Annotated in this window: 16 protein-coding genes; 7 read left to right on the forward strand and 9 right to left on the reverse strand. The window is 72.9% G+C overall.

All coding sequences use genetic code 11. The features are described 5' to 3' along the window. The first annotated feature begins 198 nt into the window (after positions 1–198). The gene (locus OG519_RS31235) at positions 199–1,224 is read left to right on the forward strand and encodes an enoyl-CoA hydratase/isomerase family protein (protein WP_405591026.1); all 1,026 of its coding nucleotides are present in this window, start codon (positions 199–201) and stop codon (positions 1,222–1,224) included. Positions 1,225–1,296: 72 nt separating this feature from the next. Here the strand turns inward: OG519_RS31235 and OG519_RS31240 are convergent, their stop codons facing one another. The 4 genes from OG519_RS31240 to OG519_RS31255 all read right to left on the reverse strand — a co-directional run bounded on the left by OG519_RS31240 (position 1,297) and on the right by OG519_RS31255 (position 4,802). Then, positions 1,297–2,076, reverse strand: coding sequence for an SDR family oxidoreductase (locus tag OG519_RS31240; RefSeq protein WP_405591029.1), 780 nt, complete (start codon positions 2,074–2,076; stop codon positions 1,297–1,299). Between the two features lie 181 nt (positions 2,077–2,257). After that, positions 2,258–3,415: a PP2C family protein-serine/threonine phosphatase gene (locus tag OG519_RS31245; protein WP_405591032.1), complete on the reverse strand. Its 1,158-nt coding sequence runs from the start codon at positions 3,413–3,415 to the stop codon at positions 2,258–2,260. A 116-nt stretch (positions 3,416–3,531) separates the two neighbouring features. Beyond that, positions 3,532–4,233, reverse strand: coding sequence for a hypothetical protein (locus OG519_RS31250; RefSeq protein WP_405591035.1), 702 nt, complete (start codon positions 4,231–4,233; stop codon positions 3,532–3,534). Further along, on the reverse strand, positions 4,230–4,802 hold the full coding sequence (locus OG519_RS31255) for a sigma factor-like helix-turn-helix DNA-binding protein (RefSeq protein WP_405591037.1): 573 nt from the start codon (positions 4,800–4,802) through the stop codon (positions 4,230–4,232). Before OG519_RS31255 ends, OG519_RS31250 begins: the two co-directional genes overlap by 4 nt. Before the next feature lie 170 nt (positions 4,803–4,972). Between OG519_RS31255 and OG519_RS31260 the strand changes: the two genes are divergently transcribed. Beyond that, positions 4,973–5,821: an SAM-dependent methyltransferase gene (locus tag OG519_RS31260; RefSeq protein WP_405591040.1), complete on the forward strand. Its 849-nt coding sequence runs from the start codon at positions 4,973–4,975 to the stop codon at positions 5,819–5,821. Positions 5,822–5,874: 53 nt separating this feature from the next. On the opposite strand, the gene OG519_RS31265 is transcribed toward OG519_RS31260, so the two are convergent. After that, positions 5,875–7,557, reverse strand: a complete 1,683-nt coding sequence (locus tag OG519_RS31265; protein ID WP_405591042.1) for an ATP-binding protein — start codon at positions 7,555–7,557, stop codon at positions 5,875–5,877. Between the two features lie 334 nt (positions 7,558–7,891). Here OG519_RS31265 and OG519_RS31270 point away from each other — a divergent pair, with 334 nt between their 5' ends. Together OG519_RS31270 and OG519_RS31275 are read left to right on the forward strand one after the other, a co-directional pair. Beyond that, entirely contained in the window at positions 7,892–8,422 is a 531-nt protein-coding gene (locus OG519_RS31270; protein WP_405591045.1) for a fluoride efflux transporter FluC, read from the forward strand. Further along, a complete protein-coding gene (locus OG519_RS31275) occupies positions 8,419–8,790 on the forward strand; it encodes a fluoride efflux transporter FluC (protein WP_405591047.1) in 372 nt (123 codons plus the stop codon). Before OG519_RS31270 ends, OG519_RS31275 begins: the two co-directional genes overlap by 4 nt. A gap of 38 nt (positions 8,791–8,828) precedes the next feature. On the opposite strand, the gene OG519_RS31280 is transcribed toward OG519_RS31275, so the two are convergent. Continuing rightward, on the reverse strand, positions 8,829–9,371 hold the full coding sequence (locus OG519_RS31280) for a TetR/AcrR family transcriptional regulator (protein WP_405591049.1): 543 nt from the start codon (positions 9,369–9,371) through the stop codon (positions 8,829–8,831). 143 nt (positions 9,372–9,514) lie between these two features. On the opposite strand from OG519_RS31280, the gene OG519_RS31285 reads away from it, so the two are divergent. Both OG519_RS31285 and OG519_RS31290 read left to right on the forward strand, forming a co-directional pair. Beyond that, positions 9,515–10,450 (forward strand): SDR family oxidoreductase, encoded by a 936-nt coding sequence (locus OG519_RS31285; RefSeq protein WP_405591052.1) that lies wholly within the window; start codon positions 9,515–9,517, stop codon positions 10,448–10,450. A gap of 204 nt (positions 10,451–10,654) precedes the next feature. After that, positions 10,655–11,506, forward strand: a complete 852-nt coding sequence (locus OG519_RS31290) for a maleylpyruvate isomerase family mycothiol-dependent enzyme (protein WP_405591055.1) — start codon at positions 10,655–10,657, stop codon at positions 11,504–11,506. Positions 11,507–11,867: 361 nt separating this feature from the next. Here the strand turns inward: OG519_RS31290 and OG519_RS31295 are convergent, their stop codons facing one another. Further along, positions 11,868–12,563: an RraA family protein gene (locus tag OG519_RS31295; protein ID WP_405591058.1), complete on the reverse strand. Its 696-nt coding sequence runs from the start codon at positions 12,561–12,563 to the stop codon at positions 11,868–11,870. A gap of 240 nt (positions 12,564–12,803) precedes the next feature. On the opposite strand from OG519_RS31295, the gene OG519_RS31300 reads away from it, so the two are divergent. Continuing rightward, the gene (locus OG519_RS31300) at positions 12,804–13,544 is read left to right on the forward strand and encodes an L-threonylcarbamoyladenylate synthase (protein ID WP_405591061.1); all 741 of its coding nucleotides are present in this window, start codon (positions 12,804–12,806) and stop codon (positions 13,542–13,544) included. Between the two features lie 55 nt (positions 13,545–13,599). On the opposite strand, the gene OG519_RS31305 is transcribed toward OG519_RS31300, so the two are convergent. Continuing rightward, entirely contained in the window at positions 13,600–14,271 is a 672-nt protein-coding gene (locus OG519_RS31305) for a Sua5/YciO/YrdC/YwlC family protein (RefSeq protein WP_405591063.1), read from the reverse strand. Next, positions 14,268–15,521: a 2-isopropylmalate synthase gene (locus tag OG519_RS31310; protein ID WP_405591066.1), complete on the reverse strand. Its 1,254-nt coding sequence runs from the start codon at positions 15,519–15,521 to the stop codon at positions 14,268–14,270. Before OG519_RS31310 ends, OG519_RS31305 begins: the two co-directional genes overlap by 4 nt. Positions 15,522–15,662 lie beyond the last annotated feature (141 nt).

A 15,662-nucleotide genomic window follows, 5' to 3' on the forward strand; every position in this document is an offset into this window, starting at 1 on the left:
ACGGCGCCGGAATCCGGGAGATCCATCTCCGGTGACCGGGCCCCCGCATTCGCGGCACGACACGGCCGCGATCGGAGGCGCCGAGAACATCCCCAGGCTGATTCCGCCCTACCTCTGACCATCAGCGGAGTGTGATGCCATGCCAGACATGCCGCGGATCCCGGCCGGCCAGGACCCGACGCGCGAGGAGGGCCACCGATGGGAGCGTTGACCACACAAGCGCACGGCGCGGTTCTCGTGGTGCGGTTCGCCATTGAGCCGGGCAACTACCTCACCCAGGCCATCATGGCCGAGTTCACCCGCGTCGTGACGGCCGCCGAACGCGACCCGTCGGTGCGCTCGGTGGTGCTGGCCAGCGCGGTCCCCGGAATGTTCATCGGCCACTACGACTCCGAGGAGTTGCTGGCCGGCTCGCGGCGCGGCGGACTGCCGCTGCCGGTGCGGCTGGCCGGCGCGGTGCAGCGCGTCGTCGCGGGTCTCGGCCGGATACCCGGGGCGGGACCGCTGCTCGACCGCGGGCCGACCGGCGGGCTGCGGGCGCTCCAGCAATTCCGGGACGCGGTGCGGCAGATCCGCCAAAGCGACCTGGTCTTCGTCGCCGCGATCGACGGCTACGCGCTCGGCGCCGGCTTCGAACTGGCCCTCACCTGCGATCTGCGGGTCATCGGCGACGGGCCGTACACCATCGGCCTGCCCGAAGTCACCTTCGGGCTGATCCCGGTGGGCGGCGGCACCCAGATCCTCGCCCGCACGCTGGGCGCCGGGGCGGCCATGGCCGCGCTGCTGGAAAGCCGCCTGTTCACCCCGGAGGAGGCGCACCGGGAGGGCGTGGTGCATTACCGGGTGAAGCAGGAGCAGGTCGTCGAGGAGGCGATCGCGCTCGCGTCCCGGCTGAGCCGGCGCGTGCCCGGCACCGTACGGGCGTTCAAGCGCGTTGTGTACGACGGGGGTTCGGGACGCCTCGGCCGGGGCCTGGCGATGGAGCGCGCCGAGTTCCTCGGCCTCGCCACCCGCGGACCCGCCCAGGAGACGGTGCGGCAGTACGCCACCTACCTGCGGGACAGCCTCCGCGCGGGACAGGCCCCCGTCGACTTCTACCGCGAGAACCTGCCCGAGTGGCAGGAGCGGTTGGCGGCACGGCACGCCGGGGAGCCCGAGGATTCCGGGCTCGCGGATCGGGACCGCGGAGCCGGCACCGGCCGGGACGACGACGGGACGTGGTGACGCCCGACGCCGGAGCCCGGGAGGTGTGCCCGCATCCCGGGCTCCGACGTCGGAAAGCCGGTCCAGCCCCGGTCAGACGCTCTTGATCACGCCGCCGTCGGCGAGGAAGTCCGCTCCGGTGAGGTTGCCGCTGCGCGGCGAGGCGAGAAAGGCGACCAGTGCGGCGGTCTCCTCCGGCTCGGTGAGGCGACCGGTGGTGATGCCCATCTGCCGCGGGACGGCGGCCAGGAAGTCGTCCAGTCCGATCCCGGCGGCACGGGCCAGCTGACCGGCGTAGCCGTCGGGCTCCGACCAGTGCTTGGTGCGGGTCGGTCCCGGGGTCACGGTCAGGGCGCGCAGACCCCGGTCGCCGAACTCCTCGGCCAGCGCCTTGGTGAGGTTGGTGAGGGCGGCCTTGGCGGTGCCGTAGTCCACCGGGGGAAAGGCCACCCGGGCGCTGACGGAGGATATGTTGATCACGATCCCGCGGCGGGTGAGCAGTCCGGGCAGCAGCGCGCGGGTGACGCGGACGGTGGCGAACAGATTCAGCTCGTAGGTCTTCTGCCAGCCCGCGTCATCGATATCCAGAAATCCGCTGTTGGCCGAACGGGTGTCGTCCCCACCGCCGAGGTTGTTGACCAGAATGTCGATTTCGCCGGCCCGCTCGGCCAAGACCGCGACGCCTTCCGGTGTGGTCAGATCCACCGGTACGGCGGTCACCGCGTCGCCGAGCTTTACGAGTTCCTCGCTGACCGTACGTGATCCCACGACGACGTGAACGCCCTCGTCGGCCAATGCCTGCACAATGGCGAGGCCTATTCCTCGGCTTCCGCCGGTGACAACCGCTGTCCTGCCCGCCAACTGAAGATCCACCTGGGCTCCTTCTCATGAACGATTGACCGACCGGATCGTGTGAGATGGTGCTGTACGCAGTATTTTGCGATAGCGACGGTGAGTTGCTTGCCGGCCGATAATAACAACGAATTGCCGCGTTCGGGGGCCTGATGGGACGTCACCGAGGTCTTGCTCACCGGTCACTTACCCGGTCAGCCGGTCACCGCCCCCCGGCCGTCGCGGTACCGGGGGCGGGGAGCCGTCGGATCGCCAGGACGGCCACGTCGTCGGCGAGCCGGCCGCCGGTGTGGGCGGTCACGTCACGGATCAGGTGCCGCAGCAGCGCGTCAGGACCGGCCGCCGCCGGGAAGGCCGCGGCCCGCTCGGCCAGAGGATAGAAAACGCCCTGCGGTGACCGGGCTTCGGTCACACCGTCGGTGTAGAGCAGGAGCGTGTCCCCGTCGGTGAAGGCGAAGCTGTCGCTGTGGAAGACGGGGGTGTGCAGGCCGCCGAGCCCCAGCGGCGGCCTGGGCACGGCGGGGTGCAGGACGGTGACCGTGCCCTCGCGGAGCAGCAGCGGCGGCGGGTGCCCGCAGTTGATCATCGCGCTCGGCCGGGCGGCGCCGGGCAGGTCCGGCAGGTCCGGCAGATCCGGCAGATCGAGGACAAGGGCGGTCACGAAGTGCTCGCCGGGGTCCTGCTCGGTGTCGGCGACGTCCTCAAGGTCCCCGATGACGCTCTCCTCCATGGTCCGGACGAGGTCGGGCAGGGTCGCGCAGCGCCGGGCACCTTCGCGGAAGGCGCCCAGGACGACGGACGCCTCACCGATGGCGGCCAGGCCCTTGCCCCGTACGTCGCCGATGACGACCCGGCTGCTCCGGCCGGTCCTGGCGACCGCGAACAGGTCGCCGCCGATCTCCGCGTCGGCGTCGGCGGTCAGATACCGCCAGGCCACCACCAGCGGGCCCACCCGTTCCGGCGGCGGCCGCAGCAGGACCCGCTGCGCGGTCCCCGCCACCATCCGGACCCGGGTCAACTGCCGGCTGTGCCCCTCCCGCAGATAGCAGAAGAAGACCACCACCACGGAGAGCGCCACCAGCGCGGTGAACTGCCAGACGTGGTCGGCGGTGCCGATCCCGCCGTTCAGCCCCATGACCAGAGCCTGGGCCGCGATCGCCACGGCGCCGACGACGGCGGTGCGCCGCGGCCCGGCGAAGGAGGCGGTCAGCGCGGGCGCGATCACCAGCAGCGGGCCGAGGTGGACGTTGTCCGGTTCCGCCAGGCCGGCCGCCGTGATCGCCACGATCAGCACGGCGGGAACGGCCAGCAGCCGTCCCGAGACCCGGCCCGGGAAATCGTCGAACCGCTGGATATCCATGGGCTCATTGTTGTGGCGGCCCGCGGCAAAAGCGGTGACCGCAGGCCGCCCGTCGTCGCCGAGCCCACGCCGGCGGCGGCCGGGCCCGGCTCCGTACGCATCCGAAGAGGGCAGGGCTAGCCGGCCGCCGTCAGGCCGCGGATCAGGCTGCCGCACACCTGGGGGACCTCGCCGTACTCCTGGTCCTCGCCCTCGACGGGGAGTTGGTGGACGACCGCGGCCAGCCGGGGCGGAAGGCGGACGTCCAGGCCCTCGTGGCAGCGGGCGATGATGTCGGCGCGCACCCAGCCGGGCAGCAGCTCGTCGGGGGAGCCCACCACCCGTTGCGCGCTGCGGCGTGTGGTGGCGAGCGTTTCGGCCTGGCGGCGCCAGATCTCGGCGTCCAGGACTTCGCCCACGCTGCGGTGGAGCAGGCTCAGCAGGGAGGCCGAGGTGTAGTTGCCGCCGCCGGCCGCGAACTGCAGCCAGAACTGGCTGCCGTCGCGGTGGCCCGCCATGTAGAGCAGGGCGCCGAGGACCAGCGCTCCCTCGGGGTGGATGCGCCGGTCGTTGACGAGCAGGTCCAGGGAGGCCGCGGCGGACGGCATGGCCAGCACGAGAGCCGCCGCCAGTTCGAGTTCGTGGGCCGCCTGCTCCCGGTCGCAGGGCAGCGGACTGGGCGCGGACAGCAGCCGGTCCCAGCGGTTCTCGACCGGTCCCGCGAGGTGCTGCCCGGGGACGGTGTGCCGGACCGGTGCGGCGGCGGCCGGGCCGGTGGTGGCCGGACTGGTGGTCGCCGGACTGGTGGTGGCCGGCAGCGCTCGCTCTTCGGTGTTCACCGTTCCCCCCGTCGGCCGCCGAGCGCTTGCGTGAGCCGGTCGAGCGCCTGGCTCGCGGTGGAGCGCACGCTCGCCTCCGTGGTGCCCAGGTAGTCGGCGATGACGCTGTCCTCCAGGCCGAGCAGATGGCGCAGGATCACCACATCGTGCCGGCGCTCCGACAGCCGCTCGATCGCGGCGTACATCCGCTCGCGGCTGCGCTCGTCCCCGGTGAGGTCCCCGGCGAGGTCCAGGGCGCTCGCCACGGACCGGTGGACGGCCTCCACCCACGCGGGGGCGGGCCCCCGCGGTGGCCGCGGCTCGGCGTTCACCAGCTTTTCCGCCAGCGCGGCGCCGATCTCCTCCTTGACCAGGGCCCAGGCGTGGAAGGCCGGCACCTTCTCGCGCAGCAACCGGTCCCACTGCTGCCACAGGCGGCGTTTCATCCGCCCGACGGCTTCGTACGCCGCGGTCTCGTCGCGCAGCCGTGCCCGGGCGATCCAGATCCAGGCGCGCTCATGTGTCTCACAGAACGCGTCGAACGTCAGACGGACGCTGCCCCGCCGCACCGCCCAGTCGCTCTCGTTCACGTCCCATTCCTTCCCGGCGGCGCGCCCCGGTGGGGCGCCTCCTGGCTCAACGCGCTTCGGAGCAATGCTGATCCGGTATCAGTAATGAAGAATAATCAGCCTACTTATATGCTTTGGTCAAAGCAGGAAGTGGGACGGCGACGTTCGCTCCGGTGCGTCAAGGGGGGCAGATGGCAGAAGACAGCGACCGCCCCGGCCCGGCAGCGGACACGGAAGCCCGCCCGGACAAGGACGTCGAGGTCAGCCTCGACATCCATGTGCCGCACTCGGCCCGGATGTACGACTACTACCTCGGCGGGATCACCAACTTCCCGGCCGACCGGGAGGCGGCGGGCAAGGCCCTGGCGGTCTTCCCCTACGCCCGCACCGCCGCCCGCGCCAACCGCGGCTTCATGGAACGCTCGATCCGCCATCTCGCCGAGAGGGGCATCGAGCAGTTCCTCGACATCGGCACGGGAATCCCCACGTCACCGAACCTGCACGAGGTCGCACAGCAGGTCAGACCCCGGGCGCGGGTGCTGTACGCCGACAACGACCCCATCGTGCTCATCCACGCCCAGGCCCTGCTGCACGGCTCGGCCGAGGGACTGACCGCCTACGCCCAGGCCGACGTGAACCAGCCGGAGAAGATCCTGGCCGCCGCCCGCGACGTGCTGGACTTCACCCGGCCGATCGCGCTCAGCATGAACGCCCTGCTGCACTTCGTACCGGCGCGGGCCCACCGGATCACCGAAGAGTTCAAGGCCGCGCTGCCCAGCGGGAGCGCCCTGGCGATCAGCCACCTCACCGAGGACTTCGCCCCCCGGGAGACCCAGCGGCTCACCCAGGTCTACACCGCGTCCGGTACGCCGACCCGGGCCCGGGACCGGGCCGAGTTCGCCCGGTTCTTCGCCGGCTGGACCCTCCTCGACCCCGGCATCGTCTCCACCCCCCGATGGGGTCCGGACCCGGCGGGCACCGGCGATCCGACCACCGACCCCGAGTCGTCCTGCTACGGGGCCGTCGCCGTCCGCCCCTGATCCCCGGGGAGCCCTGGCTCCTGTGGGTTCCTGGCGAGCCCTGTCGCGCGTCGTCAACCGACCTTCTGCGGCACGGCACGTGGCCGGCCGGGCGGCGTGGTGGAGTCCAGGGCCGTCGGGAGGGTGAAGACGACGCGCGTTCCCCGGTCGTAGGCGGTGTCGAGGGCGATCGTCCCGCCGTGGAACTCGACGATCTTCTTGCAGAGGGCGAGGCCGATGCCGGTCCCCGGGTAGGCGTCGCGGGTGTGCAGGCGCTGGAAGAGGACGAAGACCTTCTCGGCGAACTCGGCGTCGATACCGATGCCGTTGTCGGTCACCGTCAGACGCCACAGCCCGCCGTCGCGGACGACGCCCACCCGGATCTCCGGCGTGCGGTCCGGGGAGCGGAACTTCACCGCGTTGGACAACAGGTTCCGGAACAGGATGCCGAGCTGCCCGGCGTCGCCGCGCACCGTCGGGAGCCGGTCGTGGGTGATCCGCGCGCCGGACTCGTCGACCGCCACACTCAGGCTGTCCGTGGCGCCCGCGAACACCTGCTCCAGGTCGACCTCGGTGAGCTCGGCCTGCACCCGCCCGACACGCGAGAACGTCAACAGCTCGTTGATCAGCACCTGCATTCGGTTCGCGCCGTCGACCGCGTAGGCGATGTACGTCCTGCCGCGTTCGTCCAGCTGCTCGTCGTAGCGGCGCTCCAGCAACTGGCAGAAGCTGGCGACCTTGCGCAGCGGCTCTTGCAGGTCGTGCGAGGCGACATAGGCGAACTGCTCCAACTCGGCGTTGGAGCGCAAGAGTTCGGCGGCCTGCTGATCGAGGCGGTCGCGGGCGGCGTCCGCCATGGCGAGCTGCTCGGCCAGCCGTCGGCGCATCTCCTCGACATCGCCGGCCAGTTGGTGGATGTCGGCGGGCCCGGTGGCGCTCACCGAGTGGCTGAAGTCGCCCGCCGCGACCCGGCGGACATCGGCGGAGAGGCGTTCGAGCGGGCGGTTGACGCCGCGGCGCAGCCCGGCGAAGACCAGCACGGCCAGCGCGGCGATGACGGCGGCGATCAGCGAGAACACCGTCGTCCGCAGGCGCCTGGCGCCGGCCAGATCGCCGCGGGCGTGGTCGCGGGCGCTTTGCAGGTCCCGCTCCAGGGCGGTCACGGTCACCCGCACCGCGTCGAAGAGCTGCTTGCCCTGCGCGGCCCGGTCGGCGGCCAGCGCGACGGGCTTCCCGGCGGGGGACGCGGCGATCGGCCGGGCGATGAGATCCTGCCAGCTCCGCGCCCGGAGCAGCACCGATGCGAGGTCGGTGAGCGCCACCCGGTCACCGTGGCCGCCGTCGCCGAGCAGGGCGCGCAGTTGGGCGGTCTGCGCGGTCTGCTGCGCCAGTCCCTCCTGATACGGCTCCAGGAACGTCCGCTGGCCGGTGAGCCCGTAACCGCGGATGCCGGTCTCCTGGTTGAGCAGCGCGCCCTCCAGCCGCACCGAGGCCACCAGCGCGGGCGTACTGCCGTCGACCAGGCGATTGCTGATCGCGGTGGACCGGGCGAAGACCCACACCCCGACGCACGAGAGCGCGAGGAGGAGGGCGAGAGCCGCCGACACACCGGCCGTCAGCCACTGCCGGGTCGACCACCGCCCCGCCGACCGGCGGCGTGGCGAGCCCGGCGCGAGCGGGCCGATCTCCGTACCGCGAGCCGCCGGAGCGTCCGGTGCCTGTGCCTGGATCTCCTCGGAAGCTGCCCGGCCCGCCATCACGACTCCTCAGATCGGCCCCGCCACCGCGGGCGGCGCAGCACCGGGTGCCGGGAGGGATGATTCATCGTATGCGAAGGCGACAACACTTGTTGTCGCGGATGGCGGCCACCGTCCGCACCGGGCCCCGTCGTGAGACCCGCCGGTCCGGCGGGTCCGGGCGGCGGGCTTCCGGAGCGGCTGGCTATCCTTGGCGCCACGGCACCCGCACGGGCTGCCGTACGGCGGTGGGGCCCGCCGTCCCCAACCGCGGCGATGTCGCCGACAACGGTCCCTGCCTGACCCTTCCGCGCGCCTGCGCGCGGTCCCGGACGATCAGGTAGGAGCCTGACGCATGGCCTTCGACGACGCCGCGCACAACCCGGAGCCCACCGGGTGGAACGCGGAACCCACCGATCCCGACACCGCGATCGACCCGTGGCCGCCCCGGCCGGGCCGCGGCAGGCGCCGCGAACAGGGCGAGATCCTCGCCGCCATCGCCGCCGGCGGTGTCCTCGGCGCCGCCGCCCGCTACGGCGCCACCCTGATCTGGCCCACCGCGCCGGGCACGTTCCCGTGGACGACCTTCTGGATCAACGTCATCGGCTGCGCGGCCATGGGCGTCCTCATGGTGCTGATCACCGAGCGCCGCGCCGTCCACCCGCTGACCCGGCCGTTCCTCGGCACCGGCGTCCTCGGCGGCTTCACCACCTTCTCCACCGCCACCCTCGACACCAAGCACCTCCTCGACGGCCACCACCCCGGCACCGCCCTGGTCTACGCCGCGAGCACCCTCGCCGGGGCCATGGTAGCCATCTGGGCCACGTCGACCCTCACCCGCCTGATCGCCGTGCCCCGCACCACCGGCGAAGGGGGGCGGGCATGAACTGGCTGATGGTCATCGCCGGGGCCGTCGTCGGCGCCCCGCTGCGCTACCTCACCGACCGGGCGGTCCAGTCGCGCCACGACACCGTCTTTCCGTGGGGCACCTTCACCGTCAACATCGCGGCCTGCGCCGGACTCGGCTTCCTCACCGGCGCCGCCACCGCGACCACGGTGCCCCAGTCGGTGCAGCACCTGATCGGGCCGGGCCTGTGCGCGACCCTCAGTACGTATTCGACGTTCTCCTTCGAGAGCCTGCGGCTGGCCGAGACCGGCTCCCGCTACTTCGCTCTCGCCAACGCCGGCGTCAGCGTCGTCGCGGGCCTCGGCACCGCCTACGTCGGGGCCGCGCTGGCCCAGGCGGTCCTCTGACCTGGGCCAGGACCGGGACAGCTTCGCTCAGAGTTCGCTCAGAGCGTGGCGAGGAAGCTCTCGGCCGCCTCCTCGACCCGGTCCCGGTCGCCGGTGGCGAGCAGGTCGAGCAGCAGCCCGCGGATCGTGGCGATCACCAGCGTGGCCCGGCGCGTCGCCGTCGCCGGGTCGGCGTCCCGGCCCTGCGCGTCGCGCAGGGCGCTCATCCAGTCGGCCACGACCCGTTCCAGGAACCCCGCGAACAGGTGCGGGGCCTGGAGAGCGCGTCCGTAGACCGCGAAGAACAGTCTGAACTCCGGCGACCGCCGCGGATCGGAGCTCCACGTCCAGGCGGCACGCGCCGCCGTCGCCAGGTCGGGCCGCTCGCCGCCCTGGGCGTCGGCGTTCACGAACACCCGCTCGCGCAACCGGCCGAGGACGGCCACCAGCATCTGCTCCTTGGTGCCGAAGTGATGCACCAGCGTCGTGGTCGACACCCCGAGCGCGGCGGCGACCGGCCGCCAGGACAGCTCGGAGAAGCCGTGCTCGGTCGCGTAATCGACCGCCGCGTCGAGCAGCTCGGCTCGTCGCCGATGGTCCACGGGCCGCCCCACCATCACTGCCTCCGACCGTCGATGGGCCTGCTTGACTTTTCTAGTACGACTGTACAAAGAATGGAGACCGGCATCAAGGGGCCGCCCGCCGCGGATCCGCCCGGTGGGCCCCCACGTCCTGGAGGTTCGCCATGCGCGTTTTCGTCACCGGTGGGTCGGGCTGGATCGGCCGCGGGCTCGTTCCCGAGCTGATCGCGGCCGGCCACACCGTCACCGGGCTCGCCCGTTCCGACGCCGCGGCTCAGGCCCTGCGGGGCGACGGGGCGGCGGTGCTGCCCGGATCACTCGACGACCTCGACACCCTGCGCGACGCCGCCGCGTCATCCGACGGGGTGGTCCACCTCGCCTTCAAGCACGACATCGCCTTCTCCGGCGACTTCGCCGGCGCGACCGCCGCGGACCGCGCGGCGATCGAAACCTTCGGGGAGGCGCTGGCCGGCACCGGCAAGCCGTTCGTCATCGCCTCCGGCATCCTCGGCGTGCTGGGACTCGCGCCCGGCGCCCTCGCCACCGAGCGCGACGGGCTGGCCGCGCCCGCCGAGGACCACCGGGGCCCGATCAGCGGCGCCAACGGGCGGCTGGACAACGCCCATCGCGTGCTCGCGTTCGCCGACCGCGGGATCCGCTCCTCGGTCGTACGGCTGCCGCCGGCCACGCACGGCGACGGCGACAACGGCTTCATCACGACCGCGATCGGCTTCGCCCGTGCGAAGGGCGCCGCGGCTTACGTCGGCGACGGCGCCAACCGCTGGCCGTCCGTCCACCGCGACGACGCGGCCCGGCTGTTCCGCCTCGCCCTCGAATCCGCGCCGGCCGGGTCGGTGCTGCACGCGGTCGGCGACGAGGGCGTCCCGATCCGCGAGGTCGCCGAGACCTTGGCCGCGCGGCTCAACATCCCCGCCGTCTCCGTCACCCCCGAGCAGGCGGGGGAGTACGTCGGCTTCCTCGGCGGCTTCTGGGGGATCGACGGCCCCGCCTCGGCGCGGATCACCCGCGAGCTGCTCGGATGGCAGCCGACCCGGCCGGGACTGATCGCCGACCTGAAAGAGGGTCACTACTTCGGCTGACGGTTCCGGTCCGCGGCTTCGGGTACGGCCCCGGGCCCGTCGAAGGCGGGCGGGCGGTGCGGAGATCGGGGGAGCGAGGTGGAGGAGCCCGTACACGGCGTGGAGCCGGCGACGGCCCGCGGGTGGCGGCATCCGCCGCGCTCGGCCGTACGGGGAGCGGGTATTGCGTGGCGGGGATCGGGTCGGGGCTGTCAGGCTTCGGGCATGAGTCTGCGGAGCGGCAGCGCGTCCGGCATCGCGTGGCTGGGTGTGCCGATCGACACGCGCCCGCTGTTCGGGCCGGAGTTGGCCTCCCTGCTGGATCTCCTCCGCGGGCTGCGGGCCGCGGATTGGGAGAAGGTGGCGGTCCCGGGCTGGACGGTGCGCGATCTCGCCGCCCACCTCCTCGGCGACTACCACGGCCGGCTCGGCTGGACGACACCTGAGCACCGGCCCGTCTTCGGGCCCGGTGAGTCGCTGGAAGCCTTCATCCATGGGGTCAACCAGGAATGGGTCGACCGCCACGCCGACGTGGACCCGGCGTCACTCGTCGAGGCGCTGGAATCCGCGGGGACCGGGGTCGCCGGTCAATTCGAGACGGCCGACCTCGAAGCCGAGGGGCTGGGAGTGTCCTGGGCCGGGGCCATGCCCGCGCCCGCATGGCTCGACATCGCGAGGGAGTTCACCGAGTACTGGACCCACCGCCAGCAGATCCGGCATGCGACCGGCCTGCACACCGACCCCGAGGCGGGTCCGCTGACCGCGATCCTCGACACCTTCATGCGCGCTCTGCCACACACGCTGCGCGACACATCGGCGGCCGTGGGGACGCAGGTCCAGGTGGTCGTCGACGGGCCGGCCGGCGGCACCTGGACCGTCACCGCCACCGCCGACCGCTGGTCACTGGCCGAAGCTTCCGCCGGCCGGCCGGCCGCGTCGGCCCGCCTGGACGCGGAGACCGCCTGGCGATTGTGCTCGCGCGGCATCGAGCCCGACACGGCCCTCGCTCGCACCCGCGTCCAGGGAGACCGTCGACTCGCCCTGGCCGCCCTTCAGATCGTGTCCATCGTCCGCTGAGGCCACACTCCGGCTCCAGCGCCCGGCACCACGCCGCGCCGACCCCACCCGGTGACCCGCCCGGTCCGCGGGCCGGCCGGCGAGCGGCTCCCGGCGGTCGCCGCCTTGGCGGAGCGCCCGGCGCTGCGCGACCTGCTCAGCGCGCAAGCCGCTCCGCGCGGGCCGAGCCGGAAGCCGCGAACCGCCCGCACCCCGCCCTCACACACCGGGCACTAGGCGTGTTTTAGAGGTGGCGTCGTCCGCCCGCAGGGCGGGGCTCACGGCGTCTGGTGCTCCCACTTCGTCCATCGCGCGTGCGTGGCACCCGATGGACCCGCCGTACTCGCGGCCTTCGCCGGCACCGCACGGAACGCCGCGCGGCTCATTCCACCGCCGCGCCTCGGTGCGCCAGGTGGGAGCGGAAGGTGTACGAGTCGTCCGTGCGCTTGCGCTCGCGGTAATCCTCCCAGTCCAGTTGGGTGCGCAGCGAGACGCCATCGCGCAGCAGCGCCGCCTGGCGGCGTTCCTGCTCGATGACATCGGCGGCGACGTCAAGCACCTGCTCGGCCCACTCCGCCGCGAGCACCACCGCGCCGTCGGCGTCGGCGAGAACCAGGTCGCCGTCCCGGCCGGGCGGCACCTGGTACGGCCGCGCGGGGGCGTCGGCGGCGTGCGGGCCGCGCGGGCTGACGCCGAGACTGAAGACGGGGAGGCCGATCGCGGTGAGCTCGGTGGTGTCGCGGTGGCTGCCCCAGATGAGCAGTCCCGCCAGGCCCGATGCCCGGGCCTCCAGGGCCACCAGGTCGCCGACGCAGGCCCGGTCGGTGCGCTCGGCGTCGTCGATGAGCAGGACCTCGTCAGGTCCGGCCGCGTCCAGCGCGTGCAGGATGTCGACCACCCCCTCGCGGTGGAGGACCCGGCGCAGCCGGCCTCGCAGCCGCATGTCGGGGGTGACCGGCGCCAGCCCGGGCAGTGGCAGGCAGCCGTGGCCGAGGCGGGCGGCGGCGTCGCAGACGGCGGCGGCGGACCAGGGCCGGGTCCGGGGGGAGAGGGGATCCGCTTGCTGGTGGTTCGCCATGGCTCGTTCCTCGCCGGATCCTGGGGCCAAGCGTCCCCGATGGCCGGGCCGGGCACCGCCGGCGCCGGAAGACGCGCGTGATCTCGGCGGAGTCTACGACCTGTCAGGCGCGCCGGCGCGCACCAGGGTCGCGCCGCGCCGTCGACCCCGCCGCGTCACGTGGAGTCGTGGACTGGCGACTGTGCGCAAGGTAAATTGGTCGACCGAGACGGAGCGGACTTGTGAAGGCGGTGCCACACGATGACCGAGTCGACGGTCAGGGAACTGAGCCCGGACACCTTGCGCGAGGCTGCGGCGGTGCTCGCGGACGGCGGGCTCGTGGCGCTGCCGACACTGACGAACTACGGGCTCTTCTGCGACCCGTTCAACGCCCAGGCGATCGACCGCCTCTTCGAGGCCAAGCGGCGTACCAAGTTCGGGCCGCTGAGCCTGTTCGTGGCGGAGGCCGGTCAGGCCGAGAGGTACGTGGAGGTGCCGGCGACGCTACGTCCGGCGATCCTGGAGAAGGTGTGGCCGGCGCCGACCGCGCTGGTCATGCGACGCGCGTATCCCTTCCCGCCACGGCTGACGCTGGGTCTGCCGACACTCGCCGTCTGCTGCCAGGGACCGGGGTCGCCGTTGCAGGACGTGCTGGAGCTGCTGGGCCGGCCGCTCGGCGCGTCGTCGGCGAACCTGTCCGGGCAGGGGGCGATCGACGTCACGTTCGACGTCACGGTGGCCGACCTCGGCGACCGGGTCGACCTGATCGTGGACGAGGGGCAGGAGCGGCGGGACGCCCGGCCGCCGCAGGCGCACCCGGGCAACACGATCATCGATCTGACCTTCGACCCGCCGCACCTGGTGCGCCACGGCTTCGTGGATCCCGAGACGTTGGCGCCGTACTTCCCCGGGCTGGACCGGGACACCTCGGGGTACGCGGCGCTGCTGGAAGAACGGCGATCCGCGCTGGCCTCCCCGACGCCGGGACCCGAACACGGTTGAGGGGTGGGGGGTGGCGCCCCCACCCCACCGTGCCCGCAGCAGGTGGCCTGCCGTGCTACCCGGCCGGCTCCACCGCCGGCAGCCGTTCCCTGAGGTCCTTCAGATACGTCTCGCCGTCCGCGAAGGGTGCGTCCTGGATCCCGTGGCGCACCACGTCGAGTTCCGCCCGGGGGCCGAAGCGGAGCATGGTGGAGGAGGCGTGTCGGACCGCGGCGTCGCGGAACTCGTCGCCGTCGAGGACGAGCACGTCGGGGCCGAAGGTCGCCGCCGCCTCGGCGGCGGTGGCGACCGGCGGGTGGGTCGTGCGGTTGCCGCTGCTGACGTAGAGCGGCCGAGGGCCGGCGTGCAGGGCGTTGAGGGCGGGCAGGCCGGGACCGGCCAGCAGCACGTGGCCGTCGCGCAGAGCGGGGGCCACCCATGACGGGGTGAGGCCGGACGGCCGGACCGGGACCAGTACGGTGACCAGTTCCTTCACCAGCAGCCAGCGCAGCAGGGGCAGATGGTGCGGTGCGAGGGCGATCCAGGGGGTGACCGGGGCCAGGTCGGGCACCCACAGGGCGACGGCCTGGCCGGCCGGGCGGCCCTTCGCGGTGTTGACCCGTTCGGCGACCCGCCCGGCGACGACGTACGGCAGCGGGGAGGGAGTCGGGAGCAGCACGGCCTCGCCGGTGTCCAGCGCGCGGGTGACGCCGGCCAGTCCGGCCTGGTCGCAGGAGATGACCGTCATGCCGTGGGTTCCTGGGCGAGTAGCCCGTCGGTGAACACCCGGAAGGACTCGGGCGGGACGACCGCCTCGCCGCGGCGGAACGCCTCCGACTTCACCCACTGGGTGGCGATGCGGATCTGGTCGGCGTCCAGCTTGATGCCCATGCTGTCGGCGGCGGCGCCGACGACGCGGTCACTGGCCAGCTGGGTGAGCACGATCTGCGCGCTGATCCCCAGCAGCGTCTCGGGGTCGTAGGGCTGGAAGAGCGAGCGGTCGACGAACGGCGTGCCGGTGGAAATCGTGCCGACGCCGGAGCCGACCAGCGGGTCGGTGACCTTCAGGGGGGTGCCCGTCTGCTCGGAGACCAGTCCGGCCAGCTCCGGTATGACGGTCAGGTCGGGCTGGGTCCACCACAGCGGGCCGGTCTCGCCGATGAGGGTGGGCAGCCGTTCGGGGGCGTAGGCCAGCAGGAAGAGCAGCTGCTCGGTGCAGGCCATGCCGGACCGTTCGCCGAGGCCGAGCCACGAGCTGGCGACGATGCGGACGCCGGCCCGGATGGCCTGGAGGGTGTTGGCCAGGCCCAGCCCGAGGTCGTTGTGGAGGTGGGCCATCACCAGGGCCTGCGGGTCGGCGCGCCGGATGACGTCGGTGTACAGCTCGAACGCCTGGGGCGGCAGGACCCCGCCGACGGTGTCGGCCAGCTGGACGCTGGCGACGCCGGCCTGGGTGAGCCGGGAGACGGCCTCGATGAGCAGTTCCCGGTCGGCCTGCGGGGAGTGGGAGAACGCCATGTCGATGGCGAGGCCGTCGGCCCGTTCCAGCGCGTACTCGCCCATGGCGACGGCCCGGTCCACGGACTCCTTGGCGCTCTTCTTCAGCAGCGCCTGGGAGACGGCCTCGGAGCCGGGCAGGAAGTACATGATCCGGCCGTGGGGGGCGCCGCTCATAGCGGCGATGGCGGTGTCGATGTCCTTGGGGGTGCCCCGGCAGATGCAGGTGCTGCTGACGTTCTCCGCCTCCAGCGCGACGCGCCGGGTGATCTCGAACTCCTCCTTGCAGGCGGAGGGGAAGCCGGCGGCGAACATGACGTGCCGCGGTCCGTCGTCGCCGAACATCTCGCCGGTACGGCGGGCGAGCCGCAGCCGGGTCTCCGCGTCCATCAAGGTCTTGCCCTGGGCGCCGTCGCGCGCGGATTCCTCGAACAGCACGATCCTGCCTGCTCGTGCCGAGGCCCGGACGATGTCGTTTTCCCAGATCGAGCTGTCCAGCATGGTGGTCTCCCGAGGTCAGCCGCATGGTGATCACCGCGCGCCACGCCGTGCGCGCGGTCGAGCGAAGGGCACCGCCCGTGTCAGTGGTTCCGTCCGGCAACCGCTCCGTCGGATGAAGGAGTCGCGGGAGGGGACGGAAAA

This window comes from Streptomyces sp. NBC_01190 (assembly GCF_045039895.1).
Taxonomy (GTDB): domain Bacteria; phylum Actinomycetota; class Actinomycetes; order Streptomycetales; family Streptomycetaceae; genus Actinacidiphila.